Below are 18097 nucleotides of genomic sequence, written 5' to 3' on the forward strand. Positions count from 1 at the left end.
TTACCCTATCTTTTTTCATGCTATTTGTCTAGAGTGCCCTCCCTGTCTGCTCTTCAGGCGACCTGTCGCCCCGTCAGCAATTGCTGTTTGGTCTGTGTGGGATTGTGCAGTCAAAAGCTGGTCAACCAAACCAAAAGTCACTCTCCGAAATACGCTGCTTTCAGGATTGCACCAAGATGCGGGTAAGGAAAGATTCTGTATCGGAGAAATCCCGAAAACTGCGAAAGACCCATCTTTGTTAAATCCATTCGTTGTTGACAAAGAGCGCTACGCTCTAGACTTAGCGAGCAACTCGCGCAATCGCGGTCGATTCACCTTTAACTTAGCGCCAGTCGGTTCGAGCTACTACGGGACTAAAACAACAGACCAATGGAAACGAATTATTTACGGCAGCATCCTTCATACTGGATGCAAACATTTAGTAGCTCAAAAATTCAATTATGTGGTGGTTGATGACGAACTAAAAGATGCTCAGGGCAACCCGCAAGACGACCCAACCAATAAACGGCATTGGAAAACCGGAGACAGCCACGGCAAAGCTTCTCGCTATTTTATGGAACTGCTGGGAGCGGGAACAGTCGAAACGGAGATTGAACCTAATCCAGAAATCCCGCTGCAATTTAGGATAGCCTCATTCAAGAAATGGGTAGCCAAAGGTACAGGGCGAACGCATCTAAACTTTATGTTAACATAATCTGGTATCTTGGAGAAGAATTATTGAGTACCTACAAAACATTTAATTAGAGTTTACCCTGTATGAAACTCAAACCTAAAATCACCATCGCCGACCATTTTTCCGACTTAGAAGATCCAAGAATTGAGCGGACGAGACATCATCAATTAATTGATATTATCACCATCTCAATTTGTGCCGTGATTTGCGGTGCTGATACATGGGTAGATATCGAAAGTTACGGGCGAGCTAAATACGAATGGTTAAAGAAAATTTTAGAATTGCCGAATGGCATACCTTCACATGACACAATTGCACGAGTATTTTCTCGCCTCAAACCGGAGCAATTTCAGAAATGTTTTTTGAGTTGGATTCAATCTATTAGTTGCTTCAATCCCGGAGAAGTAATCGCAATTGATGGCAAAACTCTTCGCCATTCTTACGATCGGGGAGGAGATAAAAAAGCAATTCATATGGTCAGTGCTTGGGCGACCAGTCAAAGATTAGTTTTAGGACAAGTTAAGGTTGATAAAAAATCTAATGAAATCACAGCTATTCCGGCTTTACTCAAAGTATTAGAATTAAATGGAAGCATTGTCACCATCGATGCTCTGGGCTGTCAGAGGTCAATTGTGAAGTCAATTGTCGAACAAGAAGGAGATTATTTAATCACCTTAAAAAAGAACCAACCATCCCTGTATGCCAGAGTAGAAGAGTTGTTTAAACAAGCAATTAGACAAGGATTTTCGGGATTTACACATACAGCTTATTCGACAAATAAAGAGAGTAATCACGGTCGCTCAGAAATTCGACATCACTTAATGTTAAGTGACATCAAAGAGCTGATTGACCCCGACAATCAATGGGAGAAACTTCACAGTATAGGCTTGATAGAATCCGTGAGAATGGTGAAGGGAAAAACAACTATTGAAACTCGTTATTACATTAGTAGTTTACCAAATGATGCTCAAAAGCTTGGTGAATCAGTCCGCAGCCATTGGGGAATTGAAAATTCTTTACATTGGGTATTAGATGTGGGTTTTCGTGAAGATGATTGTCGGATTAGAAAAGATAATGCTCCGCAAAACTTTGCTATTCTTAGACACATCTCGCTCAATCTGTTGAATCTAGAAAAAACCTCAAAAACCGGAGCAAAAAATAAGCGACTTCGAGCCGGCTGGGATGATGACTATTTGACTAAGCTCCTCGCTGTTGCAGTTAACTAAATTCTCATGAATAACTCATTACTAACTATTATACAACTGGGAAAAAGTGGTTGTAATATTTTTATTGTCTCAAAATGAGCAGCGAGCGTAAAAACCACCTTAATCAGTTCCTATTTTCTTACAAAAGTCATTACCACGCGTGTCTGTAGCTTCTAAGAATGGTGAATTTATCTCAAAATATACTCACCACTGATGAACAGTGTTCAATAAGATGCGTTCCCCCTGGCCAAAGGTACGATCGCCTACAACCCCGAACTCGACGGTTCAGGTTTTGATTTGGTAATTCCCCTGTCATCCTTGAAGGGCAACAAACCAGCGCTAGGAAACTATACGGATAAACTGCTGTGCGGGTTAGTATTTGAAGCAGAGCAGCGCACCGCAAAAGCAGGCTGGATGCTGTTTCAGTGGTTCGATTACGCCACCCTAGAACAAGACAGAATCATCAGCCGCTTGATTGATAAATGCGAGCGTTTGGCAGGCGCTCTCAACTCGATTCAAAACTTAGCCGAACTGCTGAGAATCGACCAAAATGAAGCCGAGCAAGAAATACAGCAGGGCAGCGAAGGGCTGCAATCTGAGGCGGAATATGTCAACACGGCGATGCAAATCATCAAATACGACGTGCGGGGCAAGCTGCTGCTTCACCCCTACATTACCGCCAAGGTTAAAGAGCGCCTGAGAACAGTTTGGTTGAATTTAGCGAAAGCTGCGGGAGTTAGGTTCTGGTCGCTCATGGCGCAGCCCGATGAATATTTTGCGAAGTACGAGATTGCGGACACAAACGGCAATACAGTTTTTAGCAAAAAAGTGTTTTGCGCCCCCGGCATGGCAACGGGCGAGTACATCGTGTTCTGCAACCCCATGCGCCACTGGGGCGACTGCCAGTTGTGGGAAAACGTACATGAGGGTACTTACGCCCGGGGTGATGGATTGATGGCCGCTTCTCGGAAGCTGCTGCTCAACCTGGGACGGGACACGGACGGAGATTTTATTCAACTGATTCGCTCGACAGAATACCCAAATCTGAGAAATGCGATCGCCAACTTCTCCAAACCGCCCCAGGTAAAGAAACTCCCCAAAGTCCCGCTGGTGGGCAACCTCCAGCAAGTAGCTATCGACAGCATGAACGACAGCACGGGTATTGTCGCATCGTTGATGGGACGAGCCAGGGGTGCAAAAGCGGAAGGAATAGTGTTGATGATTCCCCCCGGCGGAATGCAAACAGAACCGCAAGAAAGAGCAATTATCGATTTCCTTTCCCAAGAGCTACAAATCGCTGTTGATTCGCTCAAATCGGCGTATCCCAACAACGATGCAGGACTCAAAGCAGTGGGAGATTATTTAAACGGCCTCGGTGATGCAGCTCAAATTCCGTGGCTCAAAGATTTTAAAGCTGAGCAAACTTATCTGAGCCGACCTTGCAGCGTAGCACCCGATGCGATTGATACAGTATCTCGGCTCGTTCGTTTGGTAAACAGCTATTGGCAACCGGCCCAGTTAGAAACCAATTTAAACCTTACCTCGTTTGTGAATTCGCTTTTTTCCGCAGTACCGGTATCCGAAGCCCAACAAAATTACGCATTCCAGCAAAGAAACGGATATGCTTCGGAAATGAGCGCTGCCATCGCCTGGAAAGAAGAAAACGAGGGCGACACTGCGAGAATCCGCGAAGTAGCCTTTAAGTATCGAGCTTTAAGAGATGCGGCCATCGAACAAGTCACTGGGCCCGACGGCACTCCCTACACTGTTAAATCTTGGGCAGCAGCTTGCTGGCGGGCCAGCCATACGGTCAAAGAAGATTCGAGAAGTTCTGGCTCCTTGGTATTCAACTTATTCCCAGACGAAATTATGGCCGAACTTAAAGAAAACCCCGACCCGCCGAGTTTCTTCGAGGTCTACAACGTCCACAAACAGCAGCCAAACCACTGGTCAAAGGCTAAGTGGAAAGGGCGCACGGTTCAAATTAGAGTCGTGCTGCGGGATTGGGCAGCTCCCCGCACCGGCAAGATTGTGCCGACGCTAGCCGTAGATTTGATGTACCCCCAAAGCGCTGAGTTAGTCGGTTTCTATCCGCTGGGATTTATCGCAGAAGCAGACCGCCCCAAGATTGCCATCGGCGAAACTCGAACTGTGAAGATTTGGACGAAAGGAGACGGCGAAACCGGCATCCCCACCACCAAAGTTTGGCTGTTCGATGAAAGCATGAGCGAAGAGCAAATCCAGGATGTTCTCGCGTTCGGCCGCGCGGCATCGAGCTTGTGGGAACCGGAAGATTTCGGCCTGTCTCCTTAAGAGCGCGTTTCAAAGTTTAGGAATAATATCCGCTAAAAGTGGAGGAGAAAAGACTGGATTCTGAATCTAAAAACAGTTCCGTGAACTAACCTGACGGTCAACTGGGTACAGTTAGACCGCAGGCTTCTTTTTCCTTTTTTGCAAAGGCTTTTTTGAGTGACGGAGTTCCCCCGCCACTTTCGTAACTCAGACCAATTTTTCTAATAAGTTTAGCTGAGTTTTCATCTCGATCCAAAGATTCCCCACATTGACAGGAATGCCACCGCTCCGATAATTCTTTCGGTACTTTGTTGAGACAGTTCCAGCAATGCTGAGAAGTTCCTTTTGGGTCAACAAGCAAAACGCTTTTACCTAGCTTCCAAGGGACATACTTGAGGACATTAGCAAATTGCCCATGAGCAGCATCAAGCATTGATTTATTCAAACCGCTCTTAGCCAACTGACCGTTGGGCAAATAAACCAAATTACCATTCTCAACAGCAGTCTTGGGTTTGACACGTCTAATTAAATTTTTGACAGTCAAGTCTTCAACGACTAAAACGTCACATTTATCGAATAGTTTATGTGCCGTTTTTAATTGAAAATCTAATCTAGCTCTGGCTACAAATTGATGGAGTCTGGAAACCTTATTCTTGATGATTATCCAAGGCTTAGAACCCTTGACTTTTTTAGCTAATTTCGCTTGAAGCCTTGCCATTTTTTCAGCCGACTTCCTCAAGAATCTAGGATTTTCAACTCTTTCGCCGTTGGAAAGGTAAACGTAATTGGTTATTCCCAAGTCGATACCCACAGTATTTTTTTCAGTCGATTGAATTTCTGCAACCGTTACGGGAACCGTCTTATCTTCTAAGGTCAGGGAAATATACCACCCATCCGCTTCTCTGATAACTGTACCCGTCTTAACTTTGAATTCCGTTGGTATTGGACGGTGGAAAACCATCGGTACTTGACCTATTTTGGCGAGGTCAATACAAATCCTATTTTGTTTGTCCTTGACAATACTTAGATTGTCTAATTGAGGGTAAGTGAAGGATTTGTAGTAGTGAAGCCCCTTAAATTTAGGCTTGCCTCTACGATTGCCATTCTTGTCGGGTGTAGTAAAGTTTGAAAAGGAAGTTTCAACTCTATTGACTACATCTTGCAGAACCTGAGAATCCAACACTTTGTAATCAGGAAATAATTTTTTAGTGTTTTTCAGGTCAGCTAATTGTATCGTCTGCCACTGTACATATCCGCCTTCAAGATTGGAGAAAACGTCACCTTTCCTAGTTAAAGGGTTGCCTAATTCATCCTTTTTTCTGCCGTCCCTAGTTTGCACTCTGGTCAAAGGAATGTTTCGATAAATCTCTTCAACAGGGACTATTGAAACATTCAAGGGACAGGCATTGATGGGCGTTCTCGTGGCTTCCCACCACCTAAATCTTTCGCCGAGTCGGTAGTTGTACTGCCGACGGCAGAGTTCTAAATGAGCCACAATAGTTGCTAGTTGAGGCTTGGTTGGTTTGAGGCGATATTTGTAAGTGAGCTGCATTTTTTAGCTTCTTTTTTCGACCTACCTTAATATACCATTTCTTTTGTTTTAATGTTTAGAAAGTACATCAAAGTTAAAGGTACTCGCAATGTCTAATTGTCGGTTTCCGTTCCTCCACCCAACGCGCCTTTCAACCCTACGGTAATTCATTCGGGGTACTTCGCGAGCGCTCAGATTCATCCCCTCTGAATATACCGAGGGACTTCCCGGCTGGTAGTTAAATTGCTGCGGTTATTCACAGCGGCTGCTCTGCTTGCAAAGGCGGTTCTTCTGGCAGCGGGATAAACTCTGTCTCTTGAGGAACCCGACCAAACCTTCCCTCTTTCCAATCTAGTTTGGCTTGTTCGATGCGCGAGTGGCGGCTCGAAACAAAATTCCACCACTTATGCCGCTCGCCCACAGGTTCGCCGCCAATCACAATACACCGAGCCGTGCCCGATGCAGAAATGCTGACCGGTGTGCCTGAAGTTAGAACCGCCAACCGATGCTGTTCTAAAGGCACTCCATCGATCGCAAGCCCCTCTGTTACGCTGTAAACCGCCTGTTCGCTGTAATGGCCCGGTAAGGTAAATTGCGAGCCTGGAGTCAGTTGCACGTCCAGATAAATCATGGGTGAAAATATTTGGACTGGGGAAGTGCGACCGTAAGCATCGCCCGCAATCAGGGCGAACGAAACTCCTGCATCCTCCCAAGCGGGCAGTTCGGTTGCCGGATGGTGCCGAAACCAAGGTTCAGTTTCTTCGTATTCGTCGGGAAGTGCTATCCAGGTTTGGATGCCGTGCAGGATGGCTTCTTTACGGAGCTCGTCCTGGGGCGTGCGTTCGGAGTGGACAATGCCGCGCCCTGCCGTCATCCAGTTCACCGCGCCGGGATGGATTTCTTGAACGCTGCCGACACTGTCGCGGTGCAGCAAAACCCCTTCAAACAAGTAGGTGACGGTTGCTAAGTTGATGTGGGGATGCGGTCTGACATCGACACCCTTACCTGGTGGAAACACCGCAGGGCCGAGATGGTCAAAAAAGATGAACGGGCCTACCAGCGTGAGAACGTCTGAGGGAAGCAGGCGGCGGGCTTGGAATCCACCCAAATCTTGAATGTGCGGCTCGATGAGATGCTGGATGCTATCCGTCATGATGTTGGTGAAGTTGCGAATGCTAAGCCTGTGTCAAGAGTGCATTATAAGTAATTGGACAGAATTAATTACACACTGATTTTTTGCTAATTTTTTACTAGACAAGGCTTGTAGCCCAAGTTTTGTGTAATTAATTGTGTCTTACTACTTACAAAAAGCTATCCCTAGAGAGTTGTATCCGTGACTTGTCTAAACTTTCCCAACAAAAAGCCGCTGTAGAGTGTCGAGTTCTCAAGCAGCTTTCTGGTTGCGAGACAATGGAAAGTTCGTCAGTGACTCGAATCCGACCTTTGACCAAGGAGCGGATCGGGCGGTCGAGCGAGCCGCGTTCTTCTTGGCTGGTGGACTCATCGACGATCGCCGAAGAATACATCAAGGATTTGGAGTCGGCTGTCATCAGCGGCAAATTCCTTCAGGAGACATACCGTTTTGACCCCGCGCTGGTCGATAAAGCTCCATACTTTTCGCCGGAGGAGGAGGAGTTTGCCCGCAGCACCGTATTTGCGGAACTTGCATAAATATCATCCACCTGCTCTCACGCGTCAATTACGCTAATTCGCGGGTTTCTTTAACGGCAGATTGACTCGATTGAGCTACATAGATACCGCATAAAATCACGACAAACGCCATCAAGTCAAAGAAACCCAAGCGTTCAGAGAAAATTACCCAAGCGAAAATTGAGGCAAGGACTGGCTCGAAAAGCAGCGTGACTGCGACGAACCCTGACGACAGCTTGCTGAGGCTGTAAGCCAAAAGTCCTTGACCCAACACTTTGGCACAAGAGGGCTTGCAAAATTACGAAAAACCACCCCATCCAGGAATGGGGAAACAATCTTCCTTCGGCGAGTGCGAGGACGGGAAACGCAAACACAGTCGTGAAGGCGCAGCGCCACAGCAATAAGGTTGCCGCGGTAAATCGTTCTCGCAGCAGTTCTAGCAGTATCAGATACGCAGCAAAACAAATCCCCGATAGCAAGGCGAGGGCATTGCCTTGTACTTGGTTAGTGGCGAACTGCACGTCATCCAATCCCATAACGATCGCTCCCGCCAGTGCCAGGATCGTGCCAATGATGAATCTGCTATTGTAGCGCCGACCTAATAACAACCACCCCCCCAAACCGACAAACAGTGGGTTCAAACCACAAAATAACGTAACGTTGGCAACGTTGGTTTGAGTCAGCGACAAAGACCACAGGAGGAAGTAGGTCGCTCCAAAAGTTCCCAATGCTACCAATAGCCCGAATTCTCGTCTTGTAAAAGGCTTCTGTTCTACGGGTTGGCGATTGGATTTTTGGCGGTCCAAAGCCTCAATTCCGCTCAACAAGCCAAAGACGATCGCAGCGATCCAGCCGCGATGGAATGCTACGGCATTTGAACCTATTTCTCGTTCGCACAATTTGACGAGGATTGGTGCTAAAGATAGGGGGATCGGGCTGGCAAATAACGAAGCAGTTGCGATCCAAGCTGGTATTATCGACGACGGTTGCTGTGCTAATTCCAGTTGGGCTGTCATACTTTTTAGCAATTGTGTTGACATCGAGCTGTGCTGATTTTTTGAGCCAAGTCTTTTTCACTTGCTTACCGTTGAAACAAACAGTAATGGTGGCTACCCGCTCTCTAAGCGATTTTGTGGGAGATGAACAGCAGCTTGGCTAGATACGGCTATGTATAGACCGATGAGAACTCGGGCAAAACCTACCCAATTCGAGAAACTTAATTTTTCCCAAAATATTGCCCAAGCCAAAATGCTGCTAAATACAGGCTCTAACAAATGTACTAAGGAGACAACCACTGAAGACAAGCTAGCAACGCTATACGTTAAAAGTCCCTGACCTAAAACTTGGCAGGCGAGGGCGAGAAAAATGACGAACAGCCACCCATTCACTGAAGAAGGAAAAATCCGACCTTCAGCGAACACAAGCATGGGCGAGATGGATAGGGTAGCGATCGCACAAACCCACAACTGAATTGCGATCGGGTCAAATTTGGTTCTCATTTGTTCTACCGCCAGCAAATATGCACCCATAAAAACCGCAGAGACGATCGCAGCTATGCCTCCTGTGACCTCACCAGCAGCGATTTGTTGTATCTGCTCGATTTCAATGGCGATCGCTCCCCCAATGGCAGCGATCGTCCCAATGAGAAATTGGCGGTTAAAGCCTTGACCGAATAACAACTGCGCTCCTTTGCTGGTAAATATGGGGGTGAGATTGTGTAGGATTGTCGAGATAGCGACGCTGGTTTTAGTCAGCGACCGAGCTACAAAAGCTAAGGTGGCAGCAAAAAAAGTCCCAGCACCCAGCAATAGCTTCATCTCCTGACTGGTGTATGAATGCTGTTGAACGGGTTTGTCACCAGAAAGTCTCTGACGTATCGCCTTGTATCCTTGCCACAGCCCGAAGACGACACTACCTAGCCAAAAGCGATTAAATATTGTAGCATTGGGGCTGAGTTCAGCTTCATTCCATCTAATGAAGATAGAGCCAAAAGATATGGCGACTATACCGACAAATAATGAGGCGATCGCCACCGTCGTTTTATTGGATTCATTCATCAGGGGTGAAACAACTATAAAACAGAAAAAATTATGATTGGCCCTGAAGCAACTGTGCTTCGCGGCGATCGAGAAGTCTTCTCTAGCAAATCCCGGAGCTAAATGCTTATTTTAGTTTTTTTATATTTCAATTTTTGAAAGTTCATCTCTTTCATTAGTTAACACCTATCTAATACTAGGTCAAGCACTATTTTTTACATACTTTACGGATCTATGGGTTTCCAAATGACGCTCCTAAGAAGTTCTATGTTTCTGTTAGCCCTTGTTCCGGCTCAAGGATGGGGTGCATTTTTGCTTAACTTCGGCATTCTTGGTGTTGTCGTTATTGTTCTCTACCTACTGTTTGGTATTTTGCGAAGGGTTTTCCGTCAATTTACCTCCGACCTGGTGTTAGTTGCACTCAACGTCTCACAAACGCCGCTGACACTCATTGTGTTCGCCATCGGTTTCAAGCTGGCATTGCAGACGCTATCTATCGCTCCTTCAATTTACATTACTTGGTTCCAGCGAGGCTTGACCGCTTTTCTTGTCCTTATCGCCGCCTTTTGGGTGGTTCAATTGCTCACCGAGGTTGTGCCTTATGCTTTTAGCCAGTATGCCGCGCGCTCCGAGGCAATGTGGGATGATGTTCTCACTCCGATACTACAAAATGTTCTCCCTTTAATTGTTTACTTGGTGGGTGGACTGCTGTTTCTCCAGGCATTCGGTGTTGACATCCAAGGTTTGTTAGTTGCCATCGGAGGAATCAGTTTTATCTTGGGGTTTGCGCTAAAAGACATTCTGGCAAACTTCTTCAGTGGGTTAGTCTTGCTCATCGATACACCGTTTCGCTTTGGGGATGTGATTGAGCTAGCCAACGGTAGAAGAGGCGTGATCAAACACATTGGGCTGCGATTAACCGAACTGTATCTCATTGACACGCACTCACAGATTTACATCCCCAATGCCGCGTTTGAAGGGCAGGAAATTATTAACCTCAGCCGTCCGACAAATCATTACTACTACACGATCGCCATTCCCATCAAAGCAGATGTTGCCCCGGCTCTAGCCATCTCTATGATGGAAAAAGTCGTGCTGGCGCACCCCGATACCATGGGCGAAATTGACAAGAAGTTAGAATTAGTTGACGAATTTTATGGTTGCTCTATACCTGGGGTAAAAGCGCAACAGAAGCGAGAAGCGGGACGGCAACGCTTGTTAGCTGAGGCTGAGGTGAATACTTTACTAGCTGAGATTGAAATGGGTTTGGCGCACCTAGCCGATCTTATTTCCCAATTAGAAAGGGGCGGATTAGATGTAGAGGAGCGGCAAACAGTGCAAGCATACTATCTGGAACTTTGTCAAAAGATTGGACTGGAATCAAAAAAGTTCGATCGACATGACCGTCGCAGACGCTTGCTCAGTGAAGTTACGGGAACAGTATCCGAGAGTACGTTGATCGGACTCATACGCCGTTGGTGTAAAGACTGGTTGAAAGACCCTGACCTATTTCAAGAAGACCAACAAACGTTGAAGCAAGAGTGGGAACAGAAGATTGATTTGTTGAAGATCAAAGTTAACAAGCTGTTATGGGCAATTAGTAATCCCAAAGGGTTAGACACGCGATTAGACGAATTGGTAGAACGCTTTCGCGAATGGTTGCGAGAAAACTTCAAGAGTTCACGCAATGAATGGCAAGACCCCAAAATCTGGATCAATGACCTGAAGGGAGATTACACGCGAGACACGCTGGTGCGGTTCTATGTCGATGACATCAAGTTAGAACATTGCGAACGGGGACAGCGAATTCTCAGTGAAATGCGGCGTGAGCTCGTCTGGCATTTGCGTCAGTCATATTTGTCTAATTGATTTTGAGAATGTCGGTCAATATTCTCAAGGCAGCTTCACGCTAGGTAGGTGAGAGCAACATTGCAGAAGCTGTTAGACCTTCGCGAAAGCGAACGTATTAGGGGTAAAGACGAGATACGTGCATTCCGAGGACACGAGATTAAGAAACGCAACAAAAGCTCTTGATGTGCGCTATTACAGGAAGTGGATGCGGGATGAGGCAGAGAAGCGGATTGGGCATTTGTACCCGAAGGTGAAACTGCCACGGGAAAAAGGTAGGGATGAAGCAACAGTGATTGCTTGGTTGTGAGCGAGGACGGTAAAGTGTCCTAACCCGGCTTGTGGGTGTGAGATGCCGTTGGTAAGATCATTTGCTCTGTCTACCAAGAAAGAAAAGGAGACTTGGGTAGAGTTATGTTGTCGAGAGGGTGAAGGGGTTTGAGTAGCAATCGTGCAGAAATTTACGCCAAGCGCTGAAATTTTTGCCAGCACCCCCTTTAGGCGCGAAACCGCTGCTAAGTAGAAGTTCTATTGATAGTTGCACGGCTCTCCTGGCTCAAACCGATGATTGCAAGCGGCGTTGCACTTAATCCTGGCGAGCGTTGTATTTAATCCTGTCGAGCGTCACATTTACAGTTGCATTTAATACAGGATCGTAAGTGTCAAGATTGCTGGCTGGAGTGTTGAGATTCTTGCTAAAGGGCTTGTCCCGTTCTCTCCCAATATTTTCGATCGTTTTTATCGGACTATTTTGTTTATATTAAGGATATGTCTATAAAAGCGAGCGATAGTTGGCATTCCTTTTGTGAATAATAATCTCCACTTAGAAATGAGAATTTTGTCACAGCAACAATTAACCATCTTTCCCTGCACCCACACCAGTAAATCCATCAACTACTCCGAAGGTTAGGAACCGAGTAAATGAATAAAAAATTAGGCAAAATCTTTCTCGCTAATGATGCTTCAACTTTAAGTAACGTCGGATTTGAACAATCTCCTGACGCGGCAATTTTTGCTAAAAATATTGCGAATTGGTTTGCGGGCGGTCGTCCAGGCAAGTTTCATTCTTACGCTGACCCAGATTTAGCAGAATCTGAATCGGCTTTAGCAGAGACAATGACTGAAGCTGGTCATGCATGGACGGTTGGATATGACATCCCAGAAGATGTGGATGCGATTTTTACACATGAAATTTGTATTGATGAGACTAGAATCAGAGATTTGGTTGGAGCCGGAGGGAACGTTTACTTAGCTGCCGAGACGGAAAATGAGGACTATGCTGAAGCGTATAACTTTAACTGGTTTCTTTGGGAAGTTGGTTTACAGTTTAAAGAGGGCTATAACGGGATTTCAGGAAATCAACCCATTAATAGCGATCATCCGATTTTTGCGGGAGTTAAATTTCTCTATCAACGCAATGGCAGTTCGATTATAGATTTCCAACCTGACGAGCAGGCCAATCAAATTCTCGTTTCTAGTCCTGATGGAGAAGGGCTGTATGCAATACTCGATCTCTCACAGGCAACACCCCACGTCAGGATTTCGAGGATTTTTTCGGACGGAAGCGTTAAATCCACTTCTGCGGACGAATATATCGCTATTGTCAACGATGGGCTGGTTGATATAGATATATCAGGCTGGAAAATTCAAAGCAGAAATCGCAATCAAGAATTCTCTTTTCCTACGGGGACAGTATTGAAAAAAGGAGCTGAGTTTCGAGTTTACACTAACGAGGTACATCCCGAGTCAGGCGGCTTCTCTTTTGGTAGCAAACGCTCTGTTTGGAATAACTCTTCAGATGAGGGACGACTGTATGATGAAAAGGGAAATTTGATGTCTAGATATGCTTATACTGAGCAAAGTCAAAAGTTATCTAATCTGACAAAATCAATTGGTTTAGACAATCTGATCCTAGAGGCAGATCCAGAATCGATTGAGGCACAGAAAGCTTTAGGCGGTCAGGTAACTTTTGAGGAAGCATTAACTTCAGCATACGATAGCTTTGAACTTGACAACTCACAAGAAGGCTCGGTTCTAGACACGATCGCTGATAATGCTGCTGCTGTGGGTGTGCCCTTCGCCTATTTTAACGGCGATCATGTACCCTCGTCTTACCAATATCTACGAAAACCCACCACTAAAATTACCCTGTGTACTCCACAGACACCGATGCTCCCAACAGAAGGGGAAAGCATAGAAGCTAACTGGATATTTATGTTACAAATTCCTGAACTCAACACAGTACATTGGGCGATTATCGACCGATCGGGCGAAGAAGAAGTTTACAACTACGGTCGCAAATTGTCCTGATCGAGAGGCATTCGTCTAAAGGGGTGCGGAATGTCGGATTTAATATTTTCCGTAAGAAAATCTATCGAAAAGTCTGGGTCAGGCCTTGCCATAAATCGAGAGTTGCCCGCTTTCACCGTTAGGTCATCGCACGCGATCGCTCAATTAATTGTTGTAACATCCGATCTAGGTCAGCGATCGCTCCCAGGTTGAGACAAAAAACATTCTCAAGGGTAGCGCGTAACTCTGCAACCGTTGAAAGGACGCGGTGTTCTGTTCGACCGTCCAAATAATGCACCGTAAACTGATTGTTCCACAAGGCATAACGACAATTTGCATCCGGCTTGGCCACCATCAAGTTAGCAACAAAAATCGAGTTGGGATGAGTTGAAACGTACCAATTGCTCACCTCATAATCTGGTAATTCTTGCTCCTGAAGGTCGAATCTGTAAAGGGATTTCCACTCCTGCTTGATATATGCTTGCATAATGTAGCTGCGATCCGTTGCGATCAATCGAAATGGTTCGTGGGATGTAGGTTGTTCAATATCCGGTGTCAAAGCAAGCGGCTTGGTAAGCGTTAATCCTCCGAATCCCGCATCTGCAATGTACGGTTCTCCATCAATATTGACTAACAGCACCATATGGCTGCGGGGCGCGATCGTCCCGGATGGCAAATTCCACAGCACGCGGGCTGCCAGATTCGTTACCTGAAAGCCCTTAGCCAGCAAAACAGCCCGCAACAGTAAATTTTGCTCAAAACAATAGCCGCCCCGTCCCTCGTTGATTAGTTTTTGTTGCAAGGATGCTAAATCCAGCTTCACAGGTTGTTTCAGGAGCGAATTGAGGTTTTCAAAGGCGATCGTTTGGGAATGTCGTTGATGAATTGCCTGTAATGCTGTCAGCCTGGGCGAGCAGTCACCGCTATAGCCAATTCGTTGAAAATAGGCATCAAGGTCGATCTCAGTCAGTCGCTGTTGCAATTGCATATTTTATTATCAGAGTCAATGCTGAGTTTATTCATGGAGTAATTAATCATTATGTATCCAACGCTCCTTCATGTTTAGCATCGGAGAAATCATAGATTTCGATCGCTCCTTCACGTCGAATCATCCGCTTCCCCCGCCGCTCGCTCAAAACATCCCATCAAGTAAATCGGTAACGTCTTGCTGGTCGCGGCCGCGATTATCGTCATACACCATCAAGGTGTTTAAATTCTTGTGTCTGCTGAGTTTCTGCACTTTTCTTACATCTCCCTCTGTTGTGTCCAGTGCCGCCGTGATAACTAAGTGTCGGATGCGGTGAGGGGACATCTGCTTTTTAATACCAGCTTTTTCGCTGTGGCGGACAACCATCTTGCAGATACCGTCGCCGCTTGCGTCTGTGTCGGCTGTGAGCCGAGTCAAGTGCTATAAAAAGCGGGCTATCGTGCGAGAAACTTCCCCTTTCCTCCAACCATTTGGCGATCGCCCGAACAGTCACGGCCCTCAAGTCCACTACTTCCGACGCTCGTGCCGCGTCTTTTACCCCATATCCGCTTGCGTCTTACTCATCGGGTCAAAGTCACGGGCACTCAATTGACTAACTTCGTTAACACCCTAAAAGTTTGGGATGAGAGAAAGTGGGGAGGCGATCGCTACTTTCAGCCTTATTTTGCTGCACCGTTACATCCGATGAAGTCACAATTGTAGCTGGTGAAGCATCGGAACGGCTGCATTTCTTACGCCTGGAAAATATAGGAGAACTCTAAAGTGTGACTCGGGCGATATTTAGTTTAATGGCAAGTTTGACAATCTTAGGGGGTTGCAGGCTTAACAAACCCTCAATCTGCTGAAAATTCTCACTGGTTGGGTCGAACGCAGCGATCGCTCCCATCGGGAAATTTCTCGCTCAAACTTTGAGCGAAATAATACTGACACCAAAATTCTGCTACTTCCAACAACATGGGTACGGATTCAGCAACGATACCCGAACCAGACTGCAATCCATAGCCTTCTACATATTCTCTAGCTAATTTGTAAGTCCAATAGGGGAAATCTGTCTCTACCGGCACAGCGCAGCGCATACTCTAGCTTGAGTAAATCTCCGCTGCGGACAAAACGCACCGTTGCCCATCTAAAATTACGGTAGTCATCCCCTTGGACTCCATCAATATCTTTCAATAAGTTTCTGAGAGATTGCCGGCTTTCGTAACTAGGATTTTCTAAGTAACTCTGCATCAGCGCGATTGCCTCATCCACTAATTGTTGTTGCTGTGCCCATTCTTCACTGGTGAAATGTTCGGGACAAATCGCCTGATTCATCTGCTGCTGCACTCGTTGAGCAATGTAGAGCGCAAACTTTTCGGCGGCGACTTCATCGGTGCACAAACTTTTGATACTCGTCAACCTGGTTATTGGTATAGCAAGTCGAGCTTTTTCAACTTCCTTGGTGGCTTGAATCCACTTTTTGATTTTATTGGCAGTAGCACGTTGTTGGTTGTTTTGTTTCATGCTTAATGATACGGTGTACCAGTTTTATCGCCTATCTCAAGATTATACAAAAAGCTATCACTATTCGAGGCTAATTGGCGTTGGGTGCGAAGCGGGAAGCTTGCAGAGGAGTATTGCCCTCAAGAACAGGCTTATACGATCGCAAGGCGCAATTAATTTAATTTCTCTCCTAAATCCAGAGAAATCCCGAAAGCTGCATTTTCGAGGTTCTCCTGTGAAGGCGGAAGTATTTCAAATCCATGCTTCTTGTACCATTTGACGAGGTTGGGATTATTGTTGATGTCTTTTTGAGTTAGAGAACAGCAGATTCGCTTAATTCCCCGCTGACGAGCTTTCTTTATCGCAAACTGCAACAGGTGAGTTCCCAGTCCCCTGCGGCGGTAATCGATTGGCTTGGGTTCAACTAGCAGTCTCAAAAGAGCTGCCCCTAAGTGTTCTGGAGTGTGAATTACATCATCGCGAATCAAGATATCGCCTATCTCCAATTTATCGGGCGGATACAAAACGCATTGAAGCATACCAATTGCGCTGTTGCGGTACAAGAGTTTGGCAATAAAATATGAGTTTTCGTCCCCGTTTACTTGCAGGCGGTACTCTCGTCCTTGGCGATCGCGAATAATCATCTGATTATTGTTTTCCGATGAACTTTCCAACATCATTTATTTTTAGAATACCCGATAGCGATTGTCGCTCACCGAATCTACGATGACCCTTATTTTCCTTGGCACCTCTCCTACCACGTTAAGAAATTCCCCCAACCGATGCAGCAATGCAGTATTTGCGGCAAACTCTGTGGTATAGGGTCGAGTTTACCAAGATGAAGATAGAACGGCACGGCCAGGCCAAGATACTCACGCAACAGGAAATCGAGCTTTTGTTCAACAAAGGTTTGCAAACCTCACGCGATCGCACACTGTTCGGAGTTTGTCTCTACACCGCCTGTCGGATTGCCGAAGCTTGTTCCCTGGAAGTCATCGATATTTACACTGCCAGAGGTACAGTCCGACCTACAATCAACTTCCGCAAGGGCAACACCAAAGGCCAACTCCAAACCAGAACGATTCCGGTCATTGAAGATTTGCGAAGTCTCCTGACATCTTGGCGTCCCCACGCGGGTCAGACTTATTTATTTCCTGGCCGCCACCCTGCCCATCATTGGAAGCATCTGCACACCAACTCAGCGGATCAGATTTTGAGAGAAGCGTTCGAGCGAACCGGCATCGAGGGAGCCTCCACCCACAGCTTCCGTCGCACCGCCCTGACTCAGATGAGCAACGCCGGAATTCCGCTGCGGATTATTCAAGAAATCAGCGGTCACAGTAACCTCGAACAGTTGCAGCATTACTTAGAGGTGAAGCCGGATCAAGTCAAAGGAGCGATCGCTTCACTTTCCATGCTGTCCTACACGGGGAAACGTACATTTTCCCCTGTAGAGGATGAATTGCCCGCTGTGCCGTTACCAAGAGAGCAACTGTCACAAGACCTATCCGACGACGCGGCCCAAGAAATTCCCGACTGGTGACGGGCAATTTTAGATTTTAGATTTTAGATTTTAGATTTTGGATTGACAGTCGCGCATCAAGAGCATCGAGTGCCGATCGCTTTCTTTCCCAAGGCAGAAGCCCTCACCCCTGGATTTGTTGTTACAATTCTCGTAGCGAAGCGGGGCGTAAGCCATCGTGTGGAGCGGGTGCATCTACAAAACCGGCTCAAAGGAGAATTGACAGACAATGTGGCTAAAATTTGGTGTTGCTCTCAGTGGCGAACTGACGAGCATAGATGAAGCTGTGCGCGGAAAAACTAACCTCGCTTGCCTCTACTGCGGTGGCGGATTGACAGCGAAAAAGGGGAAAGTGAAAGAACATCACTTCGCGCACACGGAGGAAACTTGCAAGCCCGTGTCACAGCGGATTAAAACCAAAGCATTTCCCTCGCTGCCCCTCTACGACAATTTCAACATCGAACTCAAGGGTGAGGAATTGGAACAGTTGAAGGTGCTGTGGAAGTGCGATTCGTTGATTAGTGAATCTCGGTAATCAATCCGTAAATAACTAATCCAGTGAAACTTGACCCCTAGGTTGA

Annotated in this window: 16 protein-coding genes and 2 pseudogenes; 8 read left to right on the forward strand and 10 right to left on the reverse strand. The window is 46.3% G+C overall.

What is annotated here, in order from left to right:
* The 3 genes and pseudogenes from QUA02_RS30120 to QUA02_RS30130 all read left to right on the forward strand — a co-directional run.
* Positions 1 to 694 (forward strand): annotated as a pseudogene (locus tag QUA02_RS30120) (hypothetical protein); the annotation flags it as partial.
* Between the two features lie 62 nt (positions 695 to 756).
* Positions 757 to 1899 carry an ISAs1 family transposase gene (locus tag QUA02_RS30125; protein ID WP_333033234.1) on the forward strand — a complete coding sequence of 381 codons (1143 nt, stop codon included), beginning with the start codon at positions 757 to 759 and terminating at the stop codon, positions 1897 to 1899.
* Positions 1900 to 2175: 276 nt separating this feature from the next.
* Positions 2176 to 4191 (forward strand): hypothetical protein, encoded by a 2016-nt coding sequence (locus tag QUA02_RS30130; RefSeq protein WP_333033236.1) that lies wholly within the window; start codon positions 2176 to 2178, stop codon positions 4189 to 4191.
* Positions 4192 to 4288: 97 nt separating this feature from the next.
* Here QUA02_RS30130 and QUA02_RS30135 read toward each other — a convergent pair whose 3' ends face one another.
* Positions 4289 to 5722: an RNA-guided endonuclease InsQ/TnpB family protein gene (locus QUA02_RS30135; RefSeq protein ID WP_333033237.1), complete on the reverse strand. Its 1434-nt coding sequence runs from the start codon at positions 5720 to 5722 to the stop codon at positions 4289 to 4291.
* A gap of 235 nt (positions 5723 to 5957) precedes the next feature.
* The gene (locus tag QUA02_RS30140) at positions 5958 to 6854 is read right to left on the reverse strand and encodes a pirin family protein (RefSeq protein WP_333033239.1); all 897 of its coding nucleotides are present in this window, start codon (positions 6852 to 6854) and stop codon (positions 5958 to 5960) included.
* Positions 6855 to 7039: 185 nt separating this feature from the next.
* Here QUA02_RS30140 and QUA02_RS30145 point away from each other — a divergent pair, with 185 nt between their 5' ends.
* The gene (locus QUA02_RS30145) at positions 7040 to 7372 is read left to right on the forward strand and encodes a hypothetical protein (RefSeq protein WP_333033241.1); all 333 of its coding nucleotides are present in this window, start codon (positions 7040 to 7042) and stop codon (positions 7370 to 7372) included.
* Positions 7373 to 7400: 28 nt separating this feature from the next.
* Here QUA02_RS30145 and QUA02_RS30150 read toward each other — a convergent pair whose 3' ends face one another.
* The 3 genes and pseudogenes from QUA02_RS30150 to QUA02_RS30160 form a co-directional block, all read right to left on the reverse strand.
* On the reverse strand, positions 7401 to 7625 hold the full coding sequence (locus QUA02_RS30150) for an EamA family transporter (RefSeq protein WP_445305223.1): 225 nt from the start codon (positions 7623 to 7625) through the stop codon (positions 7401 to 7403).
* 319 nt (positions 7626 to 7944) lie between these two features.
* Positions 7945 to 8391: pseudogene (locus tag QUA02_RS33770) on the reverse strand (EamA family transporter); the annotation flags it as partial.
* 69 nt (positions 8392 to 8460) lie between these two features.
* Positions 8461 to 9408, reverse strand: a complete 948-nt coding sequence (locus tag QUA02_RS30160; protein WP_333033246.1) for a DMT family transporter — start codon at positions 9406 to 9408, stop codon at positions 8461 to 8463.
* 225 nt (positions 9409 to 9633) lie between these two features.
* On the opposite strand from QUA02_RS30160, the gene QUA02_RS30165 reads away from it, so the two are divergent.
* Positions 9634 to 11256 (forward strand): mechanosensitive ion channel family protein, encoded by a 1623-nt coding sequence (locus QUA02_RS30165; protein ID WP_333033248.1) that lies wholly within the window; start codon positions 9634 to 9636, stop codon positions 11254 to 11256.
* Positions 11257 to 12156: 900 nt separating this feature from the next.
* The gene (locus QUA02_RS30170; protein ID WP_333033250.1) at positions 12157 to 13545 is read left to right on the forward strand and encodes a lamin tail domain-containing protein; all 1389 of its coding nucleotides are present in this window, start codon (positions 12157 to 12159) and stop codon (positions 13543 to 13545) included.
* 118 nt (positions 13546 to 13663) lie between these two features.
* Here QUA02_RS30170 and QUA02_RS30175 read toward each other — a convergent pair whose 3' ends face one another.
* The 5 genes from QUA02_RS30175 to QUA02_RS30195 all read right to left on the reverse strand — a co-directional run bounded on the left by QUA02_RS30175 (position 13664) and on the right by QUA02_RS30195 (position 16674).
* Entirely contained in the window at positions 13664 to 14512 is an 849-nt protein-coding gene (locus QUA02_RS30175; protein WP_333033252.1) for an arylamine N-acetyltransferase family protein, read from the reverse strand.
* Positions 14513 to 14656: 144 nt separating this feature from the next.
* Positions 14657 to 14929 carry a tyrosine-type recombinase/integrase gene (locus QUA02_RS30180; RefSeq protein WP_333033253.1) on the reverse strand — a complete coding sequence of 91 codons (273 nt, stop codon included), beginning with the start codon at positions 14927 to 14929 and terminating at the stop codon, positions 14657 to 14659.
* A 434-nt stretch (positions 14930 to 15363) separates the two neighbouring features.
* Positions 15364 to 15588 (reverse strand): hypothetical protein, encoded by a 225-nt coding sequence (locus tag QUA02_RS30185; RefSeq protein WP_333033254.1) that lies wholly within the window; start codon positions 15586 to 15588, stop codon positions 15364 to 15366.
* On the reverse strand, positions 15530 to 16015 hold the full coding sequence (locus tag QUA02_RS30190) for a hypothetical protein (protein ID WP_333033255.1): 486 nt from the start codon (positions 16013 to 16015) through the stop codon (positions 15530 to 15532). The genes QUA02_RS30185 and QUA02_RS30190 overlap by 59 nt, the downstream gene beginning before the upstream one ends.
* A 152-nt stretch (positions 16016 to 16167) precedes the next feature.
* Positions 16168 to 16674: a GNAT family N-acetyltransferase gene (locus tag QUA02_RS30195; protein WP_333033257.1), complete on the reverse strand. Its 507-nt coding sequence runs from the start codon at positions 16672 to 16674 to the stop codon at positions 16168 to 16170.
* 158 nt (positions 16675 to 16832) lie between these two features.
* Here QUA02_RS30195 and QUA02_RS30200 point away from each other — a divergent pair, with 158 nt between their 5' ends.
* Both QUA02_RS30200 and QUA02_RS30205 read left to right on the forward strand, forming a co-directional pair.
* Positions 16833 to 17537 carry a tyrosine-type recombinase/integrase gene (locus tag QUA02_RS30200; protein ID WP_333033258.1) on the forward strand — a complete coding sequence of 235 codons (705 nt, stop codon included), beginning with the start codon at positions 16833 to 16835 and terminating at the stop codon, positions 17535 to 17537.
* A 208-nt stretch (positions 17538 to 17745) separates the two neighbouring features.
* Positions 17746 to 18051, forward strand: a complete 306-nt coding sequence (locus QUA02_RS30205) for a competence protein CoiA family protein (protein WP_333033259.1) — start codon at positions 17746 to 17748, stop codon at positions 18049 to 18051.
* Positions 18052 to 18097 lie beyond the last annotated feature (46 nt).

Source organism: Microcoleus pseudofavosus SVA1_A4 (assembly GCF_036700565.1).
Lineage (GTDB): Bacteria > Cyanobacteriota > Cyanobacteriia > Cyanobacteriales > Microcoleaceae > Microcoleus.

What these genes read in the sequence shown, in the direction of transcription:
- QUA02_RS30125 (WP_333033234.1), top strand. Translation starts at nt 757, where the DNA reads ATGAAACTCAAACCTAAAATCACCATCGCCGACCATTTTTCCGACTTA.
- QUA02_RS30135 (WP_333033237.1), bottom strand. Translation starts at nt 5,722, where the DNA reads ATGCAGCTCACTTACAAATATCGCCTCAAACCAACCAAGCCTCAACTA.
- QUA02_RS30140 (WP_333033239.1), bottom strand. Translation starts at nt 6,854, where the DNA reads ATGACGGATAGCATCCAGCATCTCATCGAGCCGCACATTCAAGATTTG.
- QUA02_RS30160 (WP_333033246.1), bottom strand. Translation starts at nt 9,408, where the DNA reads ATGAATGAATCCAATAAAACGACGGTGGCGATCGCCTCATTATTTGTC.
- QUA02_RS30165 (WP_333033248.1), top strand. Translation starts at nt 9,634, where the DNA reads ATGACGCTCCTAAGAAGTTCTATGTTTCTGTTAGCCCTTGTTCCGGCT.
- QUA02_RS30170 (WP_333033250.1), top strand. Translation starts at nt 12,157, where the DNA reads ATGAATAAAAAATTAGGCAAAATCTTTCTCGCTAATGATGCTTCAACT.
- QUA02_RS30175 (WP_333033252.1), bottom strand. Translation starts at nt 14,512, where the DNA reads ATGCAATTGCAACAGCGACTGACTGAGATCGACCTTGATGCCTATTTT.
- QUA02_RS30185 (WP_333033254.1), bottom strand. Translation starts at nt 15,588, where the DNA reads ATGCGCTGCGCTGTGCCGGTAGAGACAGATTTCCCCTATTGGACTTAC.
- QUA02_RS30190 (WP_333033255.1), bottom strand. Translation starts at nt 16,015, where the DNA reads ATGAAACAAAACAACCAACAACGTGCTACTGCCAATAAAATCAAAAAG.
- QUA02_RS30195 (WP_333033257.1), bottom strand. Translation starts at nt 16,674, where the DNA reads ATGATGTTGGAAAGTTCATCGGAAAACAATAATCAGATGATTATTCGC.
- QUA02_RS30200 (WP_333033258.1), top strand. Translation starts at nt 16,833, where the DNA reads ATGAAGATAGAACGGCACGGCCAGGCCAAGATACTCACGCAACAGGAA.
- QUA02_RS30205 (WP_333033259.1), top strand. Translation starts at nt 17,746, where the DNA reads ATGTGGCTAAAATTTGGTGTTGCTCTCAGTGGCGAACTGACGAGCATA.